The organism is Jezberella montanilacus (assembly GCF_003003055.1).
GTDB lineage: Bacteria > Pseudomonadota > Gammaproteobacteria > Burkholderiales > Burkholderiaceae_B > Zwartia > Zwartia montanilacus.
This window is the reverse complement of sequence record NZ_PVTV01000001.1, coordinates 14,625-31,540: the sequence shown is the minus strand read 5'-3', so window position 1 is coordinate 31,540 and position 16,916 is coordinate 14,625. Positions and strand designations below refer to the sequence as shown.

16 protein-coding genes are annotated in these 16,916 nt (G+C 52.6%); 5 read left to right on the top strand and 11 right to left on the bottom strand.

From position 1 onward, the window contains the following. Nucleotides 1-28: 28 nt before the first annotated feature. Nucleotides 29-1,093, bottom strand: a complete 1,065-nt coding sequence (fba, locus tag BCM14_RS00160) for a class II fructose-bisphosphate aldolase (RefSeq protein WP_106225979.1) — start codon at nucleotides 1,091-1,093, stop codon at nucleotides 29-31. Between the two features lie 27 nt (nucleotides 1,094-1,120). On the opposite strand from fba, the gene BCM14_RS00155 reads away from it, so the two are divergent. Beyond that, nucleotides 1,121-2,269 carry a methyltransferase gene (locus tag BCM14_RS00155; protein WP_106225978.1) on the top strand — a complete coding sequence of 383 codons (1,149 nt, stop codon included), beginning with the start codon at nucleotides 1,121-1,123 and terminating at the stop codon, nucleotides 2,267-2,269. An 18-nt stretch (nucleotides 2,270-2,287) separates the two neighbouring features. On the opposite strand, the gene mog is transcribed toward BCM14_RS00155, so the two are convergent. Continuing rightward, a complete protein-coding gene (gene mog / locus BCM14_RS00150; RefSeq protein ID WP_106225977.1) occupies nucleotides 2,288-2,914 on the bottom strand; it encodes a molybdopterin adenylyltransferase in 627 nt (208 codons plus the stop codon). A gap of 100 nt (nucleotides 2,915-3,014) precedes the next feature. On the opposite strand from mog, the gene BCM14_RS00145 reads away from it, so the two are divergent. Beyond that, entirely contained in the window at nucleotides 3,015-3,344 is a 330-nt protein-coding gene (locus tag BCM14_RS00145; RefSeq protein ID WP_106225976.1) for a DHCW motif cupin fold protein, read from the top strand. On the opposite strand, the gene BCM14_RS00140 is transcribed toward BCM14_RS00145, so the two are convergent. From BCM14_RS00140 to tkt, 3 genes are all read right to left on the bottom strand, one after another. After that, nucleotides 3,341-4,531, bottom strand: a complete 1,191-nt coding sequence (locus tag BCM14_RS00140) for a phosphoglycerate kinase (RefSeq protein ID WP_106226036.1) — start codon at nucleotides 4,529-4,531, stop codon at nucleotides 3,341-3,343. The two genes, BCM14_RS00145 and BCM14_RS00140, sit on opposite strands and share 4 nt — an antisense overlap. A gap of 78 nt (nucleotides 4,532-4,609) precedes the next feature. Further along, complete coding sequence (gap, locus tag BCM14_RS00135; RefSeq protein WP_106225975.1) at nucleotides 4,610-5,620, bottom strand: type I glyceraldehyde-3-phosphate dehydrogenase; 1,011 nt, start codon at nucleotides 5,618-5,620, stop codon at nucleotides 4,610-4,612. A gap of 45 nt (nucleotides 5,621-5,665) precedes the next feature. Beyond that, nucleotides 5,666-7,735, bottom strand: a complete 2,070-nt coding sequence (gene tkt / locus BCM14_RS00130; protein ID WP_375318447.1) for a transketolase — start codon at nucleotides 7,733-7,735, stop codon at nucleotides 5,666-5,668. Between the two features lie 75 nt (nucleotides 7,736-7,810). Here tkt and BCM14_RS00125 point away from each other — a divergent pair, with 75 nt between their 5' ends. Beyond that, nucleotides 7,811-8,542 (top strand): 16S rRNA (uracil(1498)-N(3))-methyltransferase, encoded by a 732-nt coding sequence (locus tag BCM14_RS00125; RefSeq protein WP_106225973.1) that lies wholly within the window; start codon nucleotides 7,811-7,813, stop codon nucleotides 8,540-8,542. An 8-nt stretch (nucleotides 8,543-8,550) separates the two neighbouring features. Here the strand turns inward: BCM14_RS00125 and BCM14_RS00120 are convergent, their stop codons facing one another. From BCM14_RS00120 to BCM14_RS00110, 3 genes are all read right to left on the bottom strand, one after another. Next, nucleotides 8,551-9,015: a barstar family protein gene (locus tag BCM14_RS00120; RefSeq protein WP_106225972.1), complete on the bottom strand. Its 465-nt coding sequence runs from the start codon at nucleotides 9,013-9,015 to the stop codon at nucleotides 8,551-8,553. Between the two features lie 89 nt (nucleotides 9,016-9,104). After that, on the bottom strand, nucleotides 9,105-11,402 hold the full coding sequence (locus BCM14_RS00115) for an NADP-dependent malic enzyme (RefSeq protein WP_106225971.1): 2,298 nt from the start codon (nucleotides 11,400-11,402) through the stop codon (nucleotides 9,105-9,107). A gap of 36 nt (nucleotides 11,403-11,438) precedes the next feature. Next, nucleotides 11,439-12,371: a hypothetical protein gene (locus BCM14_RS00110; protein ID WP_106225970.1), complete on the bottom strand. Its 933-nt coding sequence runs from the start codon at nucleotides 12,369-12,371 to the stop codon at nucleotides 11,439-11,441. A gap of 39 nt (nucleotides 12,372-12,410) precedes the next feature. On the opposite strand from BCM14_RS00110, the gene BCM14_RS00105 reads away from it, so the two are divergent. Further along, complete coding sequence (locus tag BCM14_RS00105) at nucleotides 12,411-13,568, top strand: pyridoxal phosphate-dependent aminotransferase (RefSeq protein WP_106225969.1); 1,158 nt, start codon at nucleotides 12,411-12,413, stop codon at nucleotides 13,566-13,568. A 13-nt stretch (nucleotides 13,569-13,581) separates the two neighbouring features. Here BCM14_RS00105 and BCM14_RS00100 read toward each other — a convergent pair whose 3' ends face one another. Further along, entirely contained in the window at nucleotides 13,582-14,484 is a 903-nt protein-coding gene (locus tag BCM14_RS00100) for a transglycosylase SLT domain-containing protein (protein ID WP_259673300.1), read from the bottom strand. Nucleotides 14,485-14,566: 82 nt separating this feature from the next. Here BCM14_RS00100 and BCM14_RS00095 point away from each other — a divergent pair, with 82 nt between their 5' ends. After that, a complete protein-coding gene (locus BCM14_RS00095) occupies nucleotides 14,567-16,111 on the top strand; it encodes a UbiD family decarboxylase (RefSeq protein ID WP_106225967.1) in 1,545 nt (514 codons plus the stop codon). A gap of 20 nt (nucleotides 16,112-16,131) precedes the next feature. On the opposite strand, the gene BCM14_RS00090 is transcribed toward BCM14_RS00095, so the two are convergent. Both BCM14_RS00090 and BCM14_RS00085 read right to left on the bottom strand, forming a co-directional pair. Continuing rightward, the gene (locus BCM14_RS00090) at nucleotides 16,132-16,482 is read right to left on the bottom strand and encodes a hypothetical protein (protein ID WP_146129705.1); all 351 of its coding nucleotides are present in this window, start codon (nucleotides 16,480-16,482) and stop codon (nucleotides 16,132-16,134) included. Continuing rightward, nucleotides 16,479-16,913, bottom strand: a complete 435-nt coding sequence (locus BCM14_RS00085) for a phage holin family protein (RefSeq protein ID WP_106225965.1) — start codon at nucleotides 16,911-16,913, stop codon at nucleotides 16,479-16,481. Before BCM14_RS00085 ends, BCM14_RS00090 begins: the two co-directional genes overlap by 4 nt. Nucleotides 16,914-16,916: the final 3 nt, after the last annotated feature.

Here is a 16,916-nt window from a genome sequence, read left to right as displayed (position 1 = left end):
AAAAAGCGGACGAAAAGTCCGCAACAACTTATTGAACAACCTGTGCGAGCTTGCCGGCTGCGTACTGCGTTGCAACTTCAGTCAATGGCACAACCTTGATCTTGCTGGCGTTGCCAGCTGTGCCAAATTGTTGATAACGTTGAACGCAAATAGCCTTCGCCGCTTCACGAGCTGGTTTCAGATATTCACGCGGATCGAACTTGCCAGGATTTTCAGCAAAGAAGCGGCGGATCGCACCGGTCATCGCCAAACGAATATCGGTATCGATATTGATCTTGCGCACGCCGAACTTGATGGCCTCTTGAATTTCTTCGACGGGCACACCATAGGTCTCTTTCATGTCGCCGCCGAACTGACGGATCTCGGCAAGCAGCTCTTGCGGCACGCTCGAACTGCCGTGCATCACAAGGTGAGTGTTGGGCAACCGCTTGTTGATTTCTTTAATGCGTGAAATCGACAGGATATCGCCTGTGGGCTTGCGAGTAAATTTGTAGGCACCATGGCTGGTACCAATGGCAATCGCCAGTGCATCCAATTGTGTTTGACGCACGAAGTCAGCAGCTTGCTCAGGGTCAGTCAGCAACTGATCCATTGTCAATTTGCCATCAGCACCGTGACCATCTTCTTTATCGCCTTCCATGGTCTCAAGCGAACCCAGACAGCCGAGCTCGCCCTCAACTGTCACGCCAAGCTTGTGTGCCATATCAACGACTTGTTTTGTCACTGCAACGTTGTAGTCATAATCTGCAATTGACTTACCGTCTTCCTTGAGCGAGCCATCCATCATCACGCTTGAGAACCCGAGATCGATCGCACCTTGACAGATTTTCGGTGATTGGCCGTGATCCTGGTGCATCACAACTGGAATATGAGGATAAGATTCGACTGCGGCCTGAATAAGATACTTAAGGAAGCCTTCACCCGCGTATTTGCGTGCACCGGCAGAAGCCTGCATGATGACGGGACTGTCGGTTTGAGCGGCCGCTTCCATGATGGCCTGCACCTGCTCAAGGTTGTTCACGTTGAAAGCGGGGATACCATAACCATGCTCGGCAGCATGATCTAACAATTGGCGCATGGAAACGAGAGCCATGAAGAAATCCTTTAAATTTTGGACAAAATGTCGATAAGTGAAAATCCAACCCCGTATTTTACCGTTGATAATGCCTTGTTTGCGAATTGGCGGTCAGAGAATGGCTGGGGTGCCCCTAAGCGTTATTTGGATGCCGACGATACGATGACCGCCGACTCGGCTTATCGCTATGTCAGCGAAGGGATCGGACTGCTTTGGAAAGGCGATTTTCAGAATGGGCGGCAGCTCTTGCAGGCGCTCATCCGCCGCCTCGACAAACGGCCACCCAAGTTGGGTGACCTGACTTACCCTGAACGATTTTATAGAATTCGTTTGAACCGAGCGCAACGAGCGAGGACCTTGGGGATGCTATTAGTCCCCTTCGAGACGGGACATCGCTTAACACACAGGCGGGCGCCAGACGTTACCCTAGCCTGTCAGGAGGCCTACGGGGACAGCGACGCGCCCCTCGTGATCCCGTTCACCGAACTACTCGGCGTGATCAGCGCCCACGAGTGGCGAAAAAAGGGGCTTCGTATAGCAGCCCTAGACGGCAACATCCACGCCCATTACGGCGTATTTGCACCGACTCGCAATGAATATCTTGATTTGATTATGCAAGCGCCACTGGCTCGGGCTGAACTCGCCATGGACATCGGCACAGGCACAGGCGTCATCGCGCTGGCGCTTGCAAAACGCGGGATAAAAAAGATTATCGCGACCGATAACAATCCGCGAGCCATGGCCTGCGCTTCGAGCAACATTGCGCTTTTCAGCTTGGGTAAGCAAATTGAAATTCAACAAACCGATCTGTTTCCCGCGGACAAGAGCGGATTGATGCAGCAGGCAGACCTGATTGTTTGTAATCCGCCCTGGATTCCCGGCAAGCCCAGCTCACTGCTTGAGACAGCGGTCTTCGATCCTGATCAACACATGCTCAAGGGCTTTGTTAAACAGGTTGGTCAATATTTGAAACCAGGCGGTGAAGCCTGGCTTGTATTGTCGGATCTGGCCGAATATCTGGGTTTGCGGCAACGTGATGAGCTGTTGAGTCTCTTTACCGATTCTGGTCTGAAAGTGATTGATCGCCTTGAAATCAAACCAACACATCGAAAAATCAACGATGCGGATGATCCGCTTGCTGAGCTGAGGTCAAAGGAAATGACTTCGTTGTGGCGGTTAAAGGTAAATAAATGATCACAACGCTCAAGGAAACTAGGCCTCAATAGGACGTCGTGCGGTTTTCGGCCTGAAGGATTTGACGATAGCCTCGTGGGTTTCAAGGTAAGGCCCACCAATTAGTTCAACGCAGTAAGGGACGGCGGCAAAGATGCCAGATACCAAGCTACTGCCGTCCTCTTTCTTTAAGCCTTCGAGCGTTTCGCTGATTGCCTTGGGCTGGCCGGGCAGGTTGATAATCAGGGCGGCGTGATCGTCAATCTCGCGCAAAACCGCAACTTGTCGGGACAAGATTGCAGTTGGTACAAACTGCAGACTGATTTGCCGCATCTGCTCGCCAAAGCCGGGCATTTCGCGTGTAGCAACTGCTTGAGTTGCCTCGGGTGTCACGTCACGACGCGAGGGGCCTGTGCCGCCTGTGGTCAATACGAGATGACACTTTTCAATATCCACCAGTTCTTTAAGCGCCGAGGAGATCGTATCTTTGTCATCCTGGATCAAACGGGTCACAGCGACGACAGGATTTAACAGGGCTTTAGTCAGCCAGTCCTGCAAAGCAGGGATGCCCTGATCTGCATAGACACCCGCTGAGGCACGATCTGAGACGGATACCAGACCGACGCGCAATACTTCTTGTGATATTTTGACTGGGGTAAGACTCATTGAATGACCTCGTTAAACCCGGTTGTGCTGAAAGGATAAACTACAAGAACAACTAAACGCTCACGCGCTAAATCCATCACCACACGATAGCAAAGCGATCATGAATATTCAAAACATCCCGTTCGGCACCACAGACTGGTCGCTGATCTCACCGACCACTCATCCCGGCACCACAGGCACAGCGCTTTGGCGTACCCAACAATTTGGGGATATTCGGGTTCGCATGGTGGATTACAGCCCTGGTTATCTAGCCGATCACTGGTGCGAAAAAGGCCACATCCTGCTGTGTCTTGAGGGTAGTCTCAACACCAATCTCAAGGATGGGCGTACCTTCACCCTCACCCCAGGCATGAGTTATCAGGTGGCTGATGGTGCTGAGCCGCACCAATCGCAAACCGCGACGGGCGCGAAACTCTTTATCGTCGATTAAGCCCGCTTTTGCAGGATATCGACTGCGGGTAAAACTTTACCTTCGAGATACTCAAGGAAAGCCCCGCCACCGGTCGAAATATAGCCGACTTTATCAGTGATGTTGAACTTGGCAATGGCCGCCAAAGTATCGCCGCCTCCCGCAATCGAGAATCCAGCTGAGTCAGCGATCGCCTGCGAAATCACCTCGGTGCCTTTTGCAAACGCGTCGAATTCAAACACGCCTAAGGGGCCATTCCACACAATAGTCCCTGCATTTTTCAAAATCTCGACCAATTGAGCTCTCGAAACTGGGCCAATATCGAAAATCAAATCATCACCAGCGACGTTGCTAGCTGATTTAGTTGTTGCAGCCGCTGTGGCAGAAAACTCTTTCGCGCAGACCACGTCAACAGGGATAGGCACAGCAGCACCACGTGCTTTCATTTTGTCGATCACAGCCCGAGCTTGATCGACCTGCTCGGGTTCGGCAAGAGACTTGCCAATCGCCATCCCTTCAGCGAGCATAAAAGTATTGGCGATACCACCGCCAACCACCAGCTGATCCACCTTATCGGCCAGCGATTGCAGAATCGACAATTTTGTCGATACTTTTGAGCCACCAACAATGGCAACCAGCGGACGCTTAGGTGCCTGCAGTGCTTTACCCAGCGCGTCGAGTTCAGCAGCAAGCAAAGGGCCGGCGCATGCAATGGGCGCGTATTCAGCGATGCCATAGGTGGTTGCTTCAGCCCGATGTGCCGTGCCAAAGGCATCGTTCACGTAAACATCACAGAGGGCTGCCATTTTCTTGGACAGCACAGCGTCGTTCTTTTTTTCGCCTTTGTTGACGCGACAGTTTTCGAGTAACACCACTTCACCGGGGGCAACCGTGACACCATCTACCCAGTTTTGTACCAGCTTGACGGGTTTACCGAGTAACTCGGTCAGCCTTACTGCGATCGGCGCCAACGAATCTTCGGGATTCAATGTGCCTTCGGTTGGACGACCTAAATGCGAAGTGACCATGACGGCTGCACCAGCGCCTAGTGCCATCTGGATAGCTGGAACTGAAGCACGGATACGCGTGTCTTCAGAAATATTGCCCTCATCGTCAAATGGCACATTCAAATCCGAACGAATAAAGACACGTTTGCCTGCCAGTTGCCCTGACTCTGCCAGAGCTGAAAGAGTTTTGATTTTTGTCATCATTGCTTGCCGAAAAGACCAAAGTTGGTCATCAAAAAATAAAAGGGGCCCATCGGGCCCCTTTGCATCACCACGCGCTTACTTAGCAGTCATCAACGCGACAGTGGTGTCCAACATGCGATTGCTGAAACCCCACTCGTTGTCGTACCAGGAAGACACTTTGACCAAAGTACCTGACACCTTGGTCAGGGTCGAGTCAAAATTACTTGAGGCAGGATTGTGATTAAAGTCGACAGAGACCAAAGGCTCAGTGTTGTAGGTCAAAATGCCTTTCAAGGTGCCTTCTGATGCTGCCTTCAGAATGTCGTTGACTTCGTCAACCGTTGTGTCGCGCTTAGCGACAAACGACAGGTCAACCAGTGACACGTTAATGGTTGGGACGCGAATCGCAAACCCATCAAGCTTGCCGTTCAGTTCAGGCAAAACCAAACCGACCGCTGCAGCAGCACCAGTCTTCGTCGGGATCATGCTCATGGTGGCGGACCGCGCGCGCCGCAAGTCTTCATGATAAACGTCGGTCAACACTTGATCGTTGGTGTAGGCATGGATGGTCGTCATCAGACCGGTGACAACACCCAGCTTCTCGTGCAGCGGCTGAACTAAAGGTGCTAAGCAATTGGTCGTGCATGATGCGTTAGAAATCACCGTGTCGGTTGATTTCAGAACACCTTGATTCACGCCATAAACGACAGTTGCATCAACATCTTTGCCGCCGGGGGCAGAGATAATGACTTTTTTGGCACCGCCTTTGATATGGGCAGAAGCTTTTTCTTTCGTTGTGAAGAAACCCGTGCACTCGAGCACAACGTCTACTTTCAGCTCACCCCAAGGCAGCTCTGCGGGATTGCGGTTAGCAAGCACGCGGATCTTGTCACCATTGACGACCATGTAATCGCCTTCGACGCCGACAGTACCAGGAAACTTGCCATGAGCCGTATCGTATTGTGTCAAATGGGCGTTGGTCTTAGGATCGCCCAAGTCGTTGATGGCGACGATTTCAATATCGTGCTTTTTGCCACCTTCGTAATGTGCACGCAGGATGTTGCGTCCGATGCGGCCATAGCCGTTAATTGCGACACGAATAGTCATGTAAACATCTCCCTAGGTATTAAAGTTTTCAGAAATTTTATGGATTTACAAAATCTGTTTGACGGCTGCAGCGACTTTCTCGGCTGTCAGTCCAAAATATTTAAACAATACGCCCGCGGGGGCAGACTCACCGTAGGTGTCGATGCCAACGACCAAGCCATCTAGGCCGACGTACTTGTGCCAGAACGCAGTCACACCAGCCTCAACTGCTACGCGCGGCATACCCTTAGGCAATACCGAGCCACGCCAGGCGGCATCTTGTTTATCGAAAACATCGGCGCTGGGCATTGACACCACCCGAACGGCTATACCCTCAGCTGCAAGCAGTTTTTGTGCATCGATTGCAATAGCGATTTCAGAACCTGTTGCGATGATTGCCGCGCGAGCGCCAGCAGCGTCTTTCAGGACGTAGCCACCTTTAGCAACAGCAGCCAGTGTTTCTTCAGATCTTTCGATGAAGGGTAGATTCTGACGTGAGAGCAAGAGAGCGGTCGGACCGCCGGCATGCACAGCCATCCCTATACTAGTGGGCTTCTCAACGGCCGCAAGCCATGCTGCAGCAGTCTCGACGGTGTCGCACGGCCGCCAGACTGAAAGATTAGGGATCAGCCGCAAGCTACTTGCATGCTCGACCGATTGATGGGTAGGGCCATCTTCGCCTAGTCCGATCGAATCATGAGTAAACACATGTACGACGCGTTGTTTCATGAGCGCAGCCATTCGCAATGCATTACGCGAATAATCCGAGAAGGTCAGGAAGGTACCACCAAAAGGCAGATAGCCACCGTGCAGCGCGACACCATTCATGATCGCAGCCATACCAAACTCACGCACGCCATAGTTAATATGACGACCAAACTGCAAGCCCTGAGCTCTGCCACGCACAGCCACTGCGCCTTTCCAATCGGTAAAGTTTGACCCGGTGAGGTCAGCAGAGCCACCAAGCATCTCAGGCAAAACATCGACTAATTCTGTAATGGCTGCCTGCGACGCTTTGCGTGTGGCGATCGTTTCTGCCTTGGCATTGACCGAAGCCAATAACGCCTGAGCCTTTGCTGCGAAGTTTGCAGGCAATGTACCCTGCATGCGACGCGTGAATTCAGCCGCCTCAGTTGGAAATGCCTGTGAATAAGCTGAAAAACTATTTTGCCAAGCGGCCTGTGCCGCCGATCCCGTTACTTTGGCATCCCAGCCTGCGTAAACCTCGGCAGGGATTTCAAACGGAGCATAGGGCCAGCCCAGCGCCTCTCGCGTGGCTGCGATTTCGCTGACACCAAGCGGTGATCCATGAACTTTGTCGGTACCTGCAACGTTAGGAGCACCTTTACCGATGATGGTCCGGCACATGATCATGGTGGGCCGTCCGAGCTTAGCGCCCTGCTCGTGCGCCTGCGCGATGGCGGTATCAATCGCGTCAACGTCATGGCCGTCAGCAACACGGATGACATTCCAGCCGTAAGCCTCGAATCGCTTGCCCGTATCATCGGCAAACCAGTTTTCAACCTTGCCGTCAATCGAGATCCCGTTATCGTCGTACAACACGATCAACTTAGATAAACCCAAGGTGCCAGCGAAGGAACAGACCTCATGAGAGATGCCTTCCATCAAACAGCCATCACCCACAAACGCATACGTATGATGATCGACGATTGCATGACCGGGCCGATTGAACTCGGCCGCTAACAGCGCCTCTGCCATCGCCATCCCGACTGCATTAGCTAGCCCTTGGCCGAGCGGACCAGTGGTCGTCTCAACACCTGGCGTAATCCCCACCTCGGGATGGCCCGGCGTTTTGGAATGTAATTGTCTGAACTGACGTAGCTCATCCATTGGCAGGTCGTAACCAGTCAAATGCAGGAGCGCGTAAATCAGCATCGATCCGTGACCATTTGACAATACAAAACGATCCCGATTGGCCCATGCTGGATCGGATGGGTTATGTTGTAGGTGTCGGGTAAATAGCGCTTGCGCCATTTCTGCCATGCCCATCGGGGCGCCGGGGTGACCTGAGTTTGCCTGTTGGACGGCGTCCATTGCCAAAGCTCTGATGGCATCTGCCAACTTGACGGGGATAGCTGGGGTAAGGCTCATAAAATGTAGGTCCCGCCCGGTCATGAGCCGGATCGAAAATGGGTTACAAAACCGTGAAGTTTAACACTCGCACTACCACTCACTTAGGCTTAGTATTGCATGGCTAATCCCCGTTTTTTTTGCCCCATCGCTCTGCCAACAGGCGAAACCATTGAGCTCCCTGACGAGGTTTCCCATCACATCAAGGTTTTACGGCTCGCTGCTGAATCGCCGATTATTCTGTTCAACGGCAACGGCGGCGAAATATCAGGTCGGCTTCACTTCGATGGCAAAACAGCGTTGGCGACTTTAGGAGACCATCGCCCGAGGGAGGCTGAACTAAAGGGTGAGATTACCCTTTGGCAAGGTCTAGCCTCGGGCGACAAGATGGACTGGATCGTCGAGAAATGTGTCGAAATCGGGGTGACTCGAATTATTCCCATTTCAGCCCAACGCAGCGTGCTTCAATTAAGCGGATCAAGGCTTGATAAACGAGTCGAGCACTGGCGCAAAATAGCCCAAGCCGCATCTGAACAGTGCGGTCGCAATAGGCTGATGCGGGTTGATCGTCCAGTATCGTTGCAGCAATGTACGTCGATTGAAAAAAAAGCGTCCGAGAGATTCATATGCGACCCGGACGCTTCGCTGGATATGGGCGCCCTGTTGCGTGGACAACCAGAAATAAAAGTAATAGAGCTACTGATCGGGCCAGAAGGTGGATGGAGCGATAGTGAAACAGCGATAGCAGTCACCAACGGGGCGACTGCGATACGGTATGGTTCAAGAATTTTAAGAACAGAGACTGCAGGAATCGCCCTAGCGTCAGCGACAACTGCACTGATGAACTGGTAGTAGCCTGATCAACTCGGCTCGTCGCTCCAGCTATGTACAACGCCAGGGATGGCCTCTGCATGCCTGCCAGCGTGAATAATGGCATAGATGAACGCACGTCCGTTGTCTTTGGCAAAGTCGACGGCGTCACCCAGAACCTGTTTGAACCGTTCGTCTTCCTCAACAATCGCCGGATCAGCCGAATGCAGTTTGGAAAAAACCAATACCAAGCCAGCCTTCTGATCCAATAACGTGTCACACAGGCAATCGTACAGGCCGTCAAATCCATTACTAAAAAACTCGGGGAAGTCCACCGCTTTCACGGTTGAGCGAAACACTGCGGACCAACTCCGCGCTTTCTCGCAGTCAGCAACGCACCAAACCAAACCAGCTTGGACTGACGCAGCCTTAAGCGCCTCAAGATCGTCGCTCTGAGAGTACTCGCCACCACGTTCGAGCAACTTACGCAATGCAGCTTGTTCTGCTTTACTCATCACGATGACCTCCCGAAAAAATACTGGGTATTAAGCATTTGTTCGAATTTATACCAAGGCGGCAGAAATGCTCAAGCAAATCATACGGCTCAAAATCCTGACCGATTCAAATTTGCCTCAACCACAGTCAGAGCAGTCATATTAACGATCCGTCTGACAGTAGAACTGGCTGTCAAAATATGAACCGGTGCATTGACACCCAACAAGAAAGGCCCCACTGCGACGTTACCGCCAGCAGCGGTTTTAAGCAGGTTGTAGGCAATATTGCCCGAATCCAAGTTCGGGCACACTAGCAGATTAGCGGCACCTTTGAGAGTTGATGTCGGCAAAATTTGCAGTCGCAAGGCCTCATTAAGTGCGCAGTCGCCATGCATTTCTCCGTCCACCTCCAGCGTTGGCGCTGCCGTCTTGATCAGTTCCAGTGCTTGTCGCATTTTTTCACCAGAACCAGACTTGCCTGAGCCAAAATTCGAACTGGATAGCAAAGCCACTTTTGGCGTGACATTGAGCGCCCTCATTCTTTCGGCAGCCGCCATGGTGAACTCAGCAATTTGCTCGGCTGTCGGGTCGTCGTTGATATGCGTGTCAACCAGCGCAATGCTTTGCTCTTGGAGCAAAACGATATTCATCGCTGCGTAAGTTGTTGCGCCCTTGCGCTTACCGATCATTTGATCGATGTAGCGCAAGTGATCACTGTATGCCCCCACGATGCCGCAGATCATGCCATCGGCATGGCCCATCTTGACCATGGTCGCACCAATCAACGTCAGACGGCGACGCATCTCGACACGCGCCATTTCTTTGGATACACCACTGCGGCACATGGTCTCCCAATACGCCATCCAATAGTGATGAAAGCGCTCGTCATAGTCTGGATTAACAACCTCAACATCCACGCCGAGCCGCAATCTGAGGCCGAAGCGTTCAATACGTGTCTTCAAGACCTCGGGACGGCCAACCAGAATTGGCTTAGCCAAATGCTCGTCAACAATGACCTGAACGGCACGTAACACGCGCTCATCTTCGCCCTCAGTGAAAACAATTCGAGCCTTAGATCCCTCGCGCACCCGAGCTTTGGCTGCCGAGAACATTGGCTTCATAAATGCGCCAGAGCGATAAACGAATTGCTCGAGCTGCTCAACGTAAGCATTCAAATCGGCTATTGGTCGAGTCGCAACACCATCCTCCATTGCTGCCTTGGCAACCGCAGGAGCGATCCGTACGATCAATCTCGGATCAAATGGCTTGGGAACGAAATAATCACGCCCAAACGATGTGTCATAGGTGCCATAAGCAGCAGCAACCACGTCGCTCTGCTCTTCTTGAGCCAGCCGACCGATCGCAACCGCTGCAGCTTTCTCCATGCCGCGAGTGATGGTCGTAGCGCCCACATCCAATGCGCCCCTGAATATATATGGAAAGCACAAAACATTGTTGACTTGATTGGGATAATCCGAGCGACCTGTCGCCATCACAACATCGTCACGGACAGCGTGAGCGTCTTCGGGCAAGATTTCTGGATTGGGATTAGCCAAGGCTAGGATCAAGGGATTGGCGGCCATTTTCTTGACCATCTCGGGCTTCAAAACCCCGCCCGCAGACAAACCGAGAAAAACATCAGCGCCATCAATAATTTCGCCGAGTGTGCGTTGATCCGTTTTTTGAGCAAACCGCGCTTTGTCCGGGTCCATTAAGGTGGTTCTGCCTTCGTAGACCACTCCTTCGATGTCTGTGACCCATACATGTTCGATTGGCAAACCCAGATCAACCATCAAATCCAGACAGGCAAGCGCAGCTGCTCCGGCGCCTGATACGGCCACTTTGACGTCGCTCACCTTTTTACCAACGACCTCCAGACCATTCAGGAATGCCGCGGCAACACAGATCGCTGTGCCATGCTGGTCGTCATGAAACACAGGGATGCGCATGCGTTCGCGAAGCTTGCGCTCAACGGTAAAGCACTCAGGTGCTTTGATGTCTTCAAGGTTGATACCGCCGAATGTGGGCTCGAGGCCTGCAATGATCTCAACCAGCTTATCTGGATCCTGCTCATTGATTTCGATATCAAATACATCGATACCGGCAAATTTCTTGAACAGCACAGCCTTGCCTTCCATGACCGGTTTGGATGCGAGTGCGCCAATATTGCCTAAGCCAAGCACGGCTGTGCCGTTAGTAATGACCCCGACCAGATTGCCACGTGCCGTGTACCGGAAAGCATTAGCCGGATCGGCAACGATCTCTTCGCAAGCTGCGGCGACACCCGGCGAATAGGCCAGAGCAAGGTCGCGCTGATTCGACAAGGTTTTGGTCGGCACGACCGATATTTTGCCCGGGCGACCCTGCTCGTGATATTCGAGCGCAGCTTTACGAAAATTCTCTTCCATTTTTACTCGATACAGTAGTTGAAACGATAAAATTACTCACAATGAGCCAGATTCTAGTCCTTTTGTTGGGCGAATCGGTGCAAAGACGTTTGACGGGTCGAAGGCCTGCTTAACTTGCCGATTGAAGGCGTCAAGCGCGTCGCTGTCCAGACTCTGGTGAACCGGTTGATGAGCGACCGATCGACGAGCAAGCTCCGTATCTCGAACCAGCCAAACAGCCCAGAGCCAGACCAAGCTGCCACCGTGGCCAGTCAGAATACGTGCCAGATTGACGTCATCGGTTGACCTTGGTGTCAAGGCATCCAAACGATAGGGTGCAGGCCACCGAGAGCATGCCATCATGGCTTGCGCGATGGGTGATCGACTCAATTCAAACAAATGAGGAACCATCTTTTGCACGCTGATACTTTGCAGCGGTCGTTTTGCCTTTGTGCCGAACTCACCAAGCACCGCTGTCGTTCCGTCTGCCAAGAGCACTGACGCTTGCAGGACATGACTAGCTGAGCCGTCTCCTGGGGTCCACTCTGAAGCAAGCTCCGAGGCCAACCAGCGCGCAATGCTCCAAGCAGGATCGACTTGCCGCAGCCAGTCGAAGCCGCTGGTTTGCAACTGAGCCACCGTGCAACCTGCGTCAACCCGCCAAACATCTTGGTGAGGTAGATGGGCATTGGTTGACTCCAGCCGTGCCCAAGCAGACCCCGGCTCGACAAGCAGGATGGCCTGCTCATGCTGTGGTGATCGCAATGGCGGCCCGTCCAGCCAGATCTGAACGCCGTACTCTTTGCACAACGCAAGCGCGTGCCACACATCTTTGTCGCGACTAGGAACAAGGCGCGCGATTTTGATTGTTTCGTCAACATCCCAACTGGTTTGGCCTTGTGCAGTTCGCGCCAGGCGAGCACAAAATTGCCCCCAACTAGAGGGGGCTGAGCGACTGCCGAACAGGAAACTGCGTCTGGATGTTGGCATGACCACTACAATTGAAAAGAGTTAACGGAGAAATTATTCATGATCAAGCTCGCTGCACGCATGCGCGAAACAATCACTTTTCATGCTGTTGAAGTTTTTAAAGATGCCCTCGCCCTGCGCAATCAAGGTCATGATGTCATCAGTTTAAGCGTAGGTGAACCAGACTTCACAGCGGCTCCTCTGGTCGTTGAGGCTGCCAATCGGGCAACCCGCGCCGGATTAGGTGGCTATACTGCCCCCGCTGGCCTATGGGCACTGAGAGAAGCTATCGCTAAATTTTACGGAACCCATTTAGGGGCCAATATAAACCCCGCGCGTGTCATCGTCACGAACGGCGCCAGCGGAGCACTATCACTCGCCGCGATGGCAGTGGTTAACCCCGGCGACGAAGTCTTGATGGGTGATCCTTGTTACCCGCCCAATAGAAATTTCATCTCGTCTGCGGGCGGTACAACCAGACTCATTCCAACCTCGGCCGACAATCGCTTCCAGCTTAGCGCCGCAGACATCGACGCAAACTGGGGCAGCCAAACCAAAGGCGCCTTGATCGCCTCGCCCAGCAACCCAACTGGCACCTCATTGACAGTCGAGGCACTCAGTGCGTTGATACAGGCAGTCAACGGTCGTGATGGTTTCGTCATGATGGATGAGATCTACCTTGCCCTGTCGTTTGACTCAACTGCACGCTCGGCGCTCACCCTTGATGACAACTTGATTGTTTTAAACAGCTTTTCAAAGTATTTTGCGATGACGGGCTGGCGGTTGGGCTGGATGATTGTGCCCGAGCAACTTGTTGATCCTATTGAAAAACTTGCCGCCAGCCTGGTTATTTGTGCACCCACGCTATCTCAGCATGCTGCGCTGGCCTGTTTCGAACCTGAATCACTCGCTCTTTACGACAGTCGCAGGCTTGAACTCAAGCGCCGCAGGGATTTTCTAGTACCAGCCCTGAAAAAAATGGGGATCGATGTGCCAGTGATGCCTGATGGGGCGTTTTATGTGTACGCAGATATTTCTCAGCATTCGTCCGACAGTATGTCCTTTGCAAAACACCTTCTTGCCAATGCCCACATTGCCTGTGTACCGGGTGTCGACTTTGGCCCAACCCACGCTGCAAGTATGGTTCGCATTGCTTACACCAACAGCATGGAGAAGCTGGAAGAAGCGGTTCACCGTCTGTCAAAATATTTAGCCTAAAGAGAGGTTATGCTCAATCCCTTGCAGGGATAGACGCAGCGAGCGCCATCCTGTGGCGTTCGGCCTGAACTTTTTCGGCATACCCCCCATCCTTGGATGGATCACTCGCCCCGACGTAACAGACCAGTCCCAACGCGACGGTCCCTCTGCGATTGATGCACTCAGCCAAAATATAAGCACCAATTTTGCCGTTTATGGCAGGGTTATAAAATCCGCTTTCGCCTCTGCCGAAACGGTTCACCTTATCTCGATGCACACTGCTCATGATTTGCATCAAGCCGGTCGCACCACCCCTGGGCCCACCCGCGTATGGATTAAAACGCGACTCGATCGCCATCACGGCCAGCAGTAAGAGTGGATCAACCTTGTACTCACCACCGGTCGAATGTGCAATGTCGACAAACAACAAAGCTGCATCCTGAGAGACGAGATACTTGCGAGAGATGTAGTTCACCAACGCTTCTACTTGAGTATTGGTTAAGTCACGAACCCCGTTTTGAGCAGCGGTTGTTTCCGTCACATTAATTTGTGCCTGGTCGGCAGAAATTCGTGGCTGAAGCCTTGCCGCGGGGGAAGCTGGTGGTTTCTCAGCTGAACTCGGTTTACCACCAGCGGGTGCCGGTAGCAAACCAGAACCAGGAATCGAGTCTAATCTGACCGACGATACTTGTGGGCCTTCCTGCAGCTGCGCAAAGTTATCATCGATCTGTGCATCTTCAGGCGCAAGGGTATCAATCACACTGCGATGCATCTGTGCAACTTGATTACGAAGAACCGGCATGCCCAGCACCATGACGGCTGAGACTAGAACGGCAATCCCCAGGTAAATAGCACTGGTCCGCACCAGTTCCGATAAGTTTCGATATGCCCCATTCGCAAAATGACGCGTCAAGGACAGGGCTGTCGCCAGGGACATCTTTTCCTCCTGATCAGGGTTGACGACGTGGATGGTAAGCTTCCACTGAAGCATTAAATGTAACCTTTTTGCGGCGGTCAACGTGCATTACAAAGATCTGCGGGACTTCATCGGACAGCTCGAGCTTAAGGGAAACTTGCGACGTATTCAGACGCCAGTCTCGACCTCACTTGAAATGACCGAGATTTCTGATCGAGTCTTACGTGCCGAAGGCCCTGCTTTGTTGTTTGAAAATGCGCAGCACGCAGGCAGAACTGCGTCAATGCCAGTGCTTGCAAATCTTTTTGGTACACCTGAACGCGTGGCATGGGGCATGGGCGCCGAAAACGTCACCACTCTGCGCGACATTGGCGAATTATTGGCTTCTTTGCGCGAACCCAGCCCGCCTAAAGGATTCCGTGACGCACTAGCCAAAGTAGCAATGCTGAAAGCAGCACTTTGGGATATGAATCCAAAAACAGTGAGCGCACCGCCTTGTCAGGAAATTATCTGGGAAGGCAACGAGGTCGACCTTGCCCGCTTACCGATTCAAACATGCTGGCCTGGCGATGTCGCCCCTCTGTTGACCTGGGGTCTGGTCATCACTAGAGGGCCAAACGCTCGGCGCCAAAATCTCGGCATCTATCGACAGCAAGTTATCGGCCGTAATAAGCTCATCATGCGTTGGCTCTCACACCGAGGTGGAGCGCTCGATTTTCGTGATCACGCGCTCGCTCACCCTGGCGAGCCGTTCCCGATAGCGGTGGCGCTCGGCGCAGACCCCGCAACAACACTTGGTGCCGTGACACCGGTCCCGGACTCATTGTCCGAGTATCAATTTGCCGGCTTACTTCGCGGTGCACGGACAGAGGTCGCTAAAGCGATCGGTAGCGATTTAAGCGTACCTGCGACCGCTGAAATCATTCTTGAAGGCCATCTATTGCCAAACACGGATCCGCGGGCGACGCCACCGTCAATCCCGGCTGGGGTCAACCCGCCGCCGAAGTCTGATTATGAAATAGCCTTAGAAGGACCTTACGGCGATCATACGGGCTACTACAACGAGCAAGACTGGTTTCCGGTCTTCACGGTAGACAGAATCACCATGCGACGCAAGCCCCTCTATCACACGACCTACACAGGCAAGCCACCTGATGAACCCGCCGTCTTGGGGGTCGCGCTCAATGAAGTTTTTGTGCCGATTTTGAAGCGGCAATTCCCTGAAATTGTCGATTTTTATTTGCCGCCTGAAGGCTGTAGCTACCGTCTGGCCGTCGTTTCAATCCGCAAACAGTATCCGGGACATTCCAAACGCGTTATGTTTGGCTTATGGAGCGTTTTACGGCAATTCATGTATACAAAATTTATTGTCGTCGTCGATCACGACATTAATGTAAGGGATTGGAAAGAAGTCATCTGGGCGATGACTACCCGGATGGATCCAGCTCGGGACACCTTGCTGGTTGAGAACACGCCAATTGACTACCTCGATTTCGCCTCACCAGTCTCCGGCCTAGGAGGAAAAATGGGTATGGACGCCACTAATAAATGGCCAGGAGAAACCCAACGAGAGTGGGGAACCCCCATCAGCATGGACAATGAAACGAAACGCCGCGTTGATCAAATATGGGGAGAACTCGGTCTTTAAAAACAACAGCGCTCAATCTCTTAGCGCTGTTGGGAGTCCTGTGCTGCGTCTGGACGCTCCTGGGTACCTCGATAGGCGAACCAGGCGACAGCTGCAAGACCCGCTACTTTGACCCATCTCAGCTTCGATCTCACAAACAAGCCTGACAGGGCGGACAATAAATAGGGGTAGGTTTTAGCGAAACCAAAACCCCTGGCAAGCAAGCCAAAACCAGACTGACTGGCCAAGCCTCCGAGCATTGATCGCACAGAAAATTTCTTGCTGACTTGAAGAACAGATAACGCGAGTGCTTCACGTTCAAGCATTGCGCGGGTGCGAAGAATTTCTATCCTTACCATCCGATCAAACTCGGCACTTTTAGGTCGCCTCAACGCACATCCCCTTCTGCATTCCCTGAACGCTCAGGCTCTCTCGAGTCACGCTGCGCCGCCGCAAAACAGCTGGCGCGCAGCATCTCTAAATCTTGTGTCAAAACCTCTACAGAAGCAGCAAAAGCTTGCCCTCCTCTTCGCAGCCGTCGGCGTAGTTTGGTCAGAAAATATCCACCGATCAAGAGATAGCCAAAGGCTAGTGAAGCGATTGCAACGTATCGATATTCACCAGCCCAGAACAGCAACGCAATCCAGACAGAAAAAACCAGCAAGCCCATCAACATGAACAACGACGCGGCCAGCGCTAACAACACGGCGTTCAAGAATCGCGATCGCTCTTGCGCAAACTCGAGAGAAAACAATTCAACTCGAGTTCGCATCAAGGTCGCAAAATCCCCTGCGATTGCACCAAGCGCCTGACGAATTGTCACGTG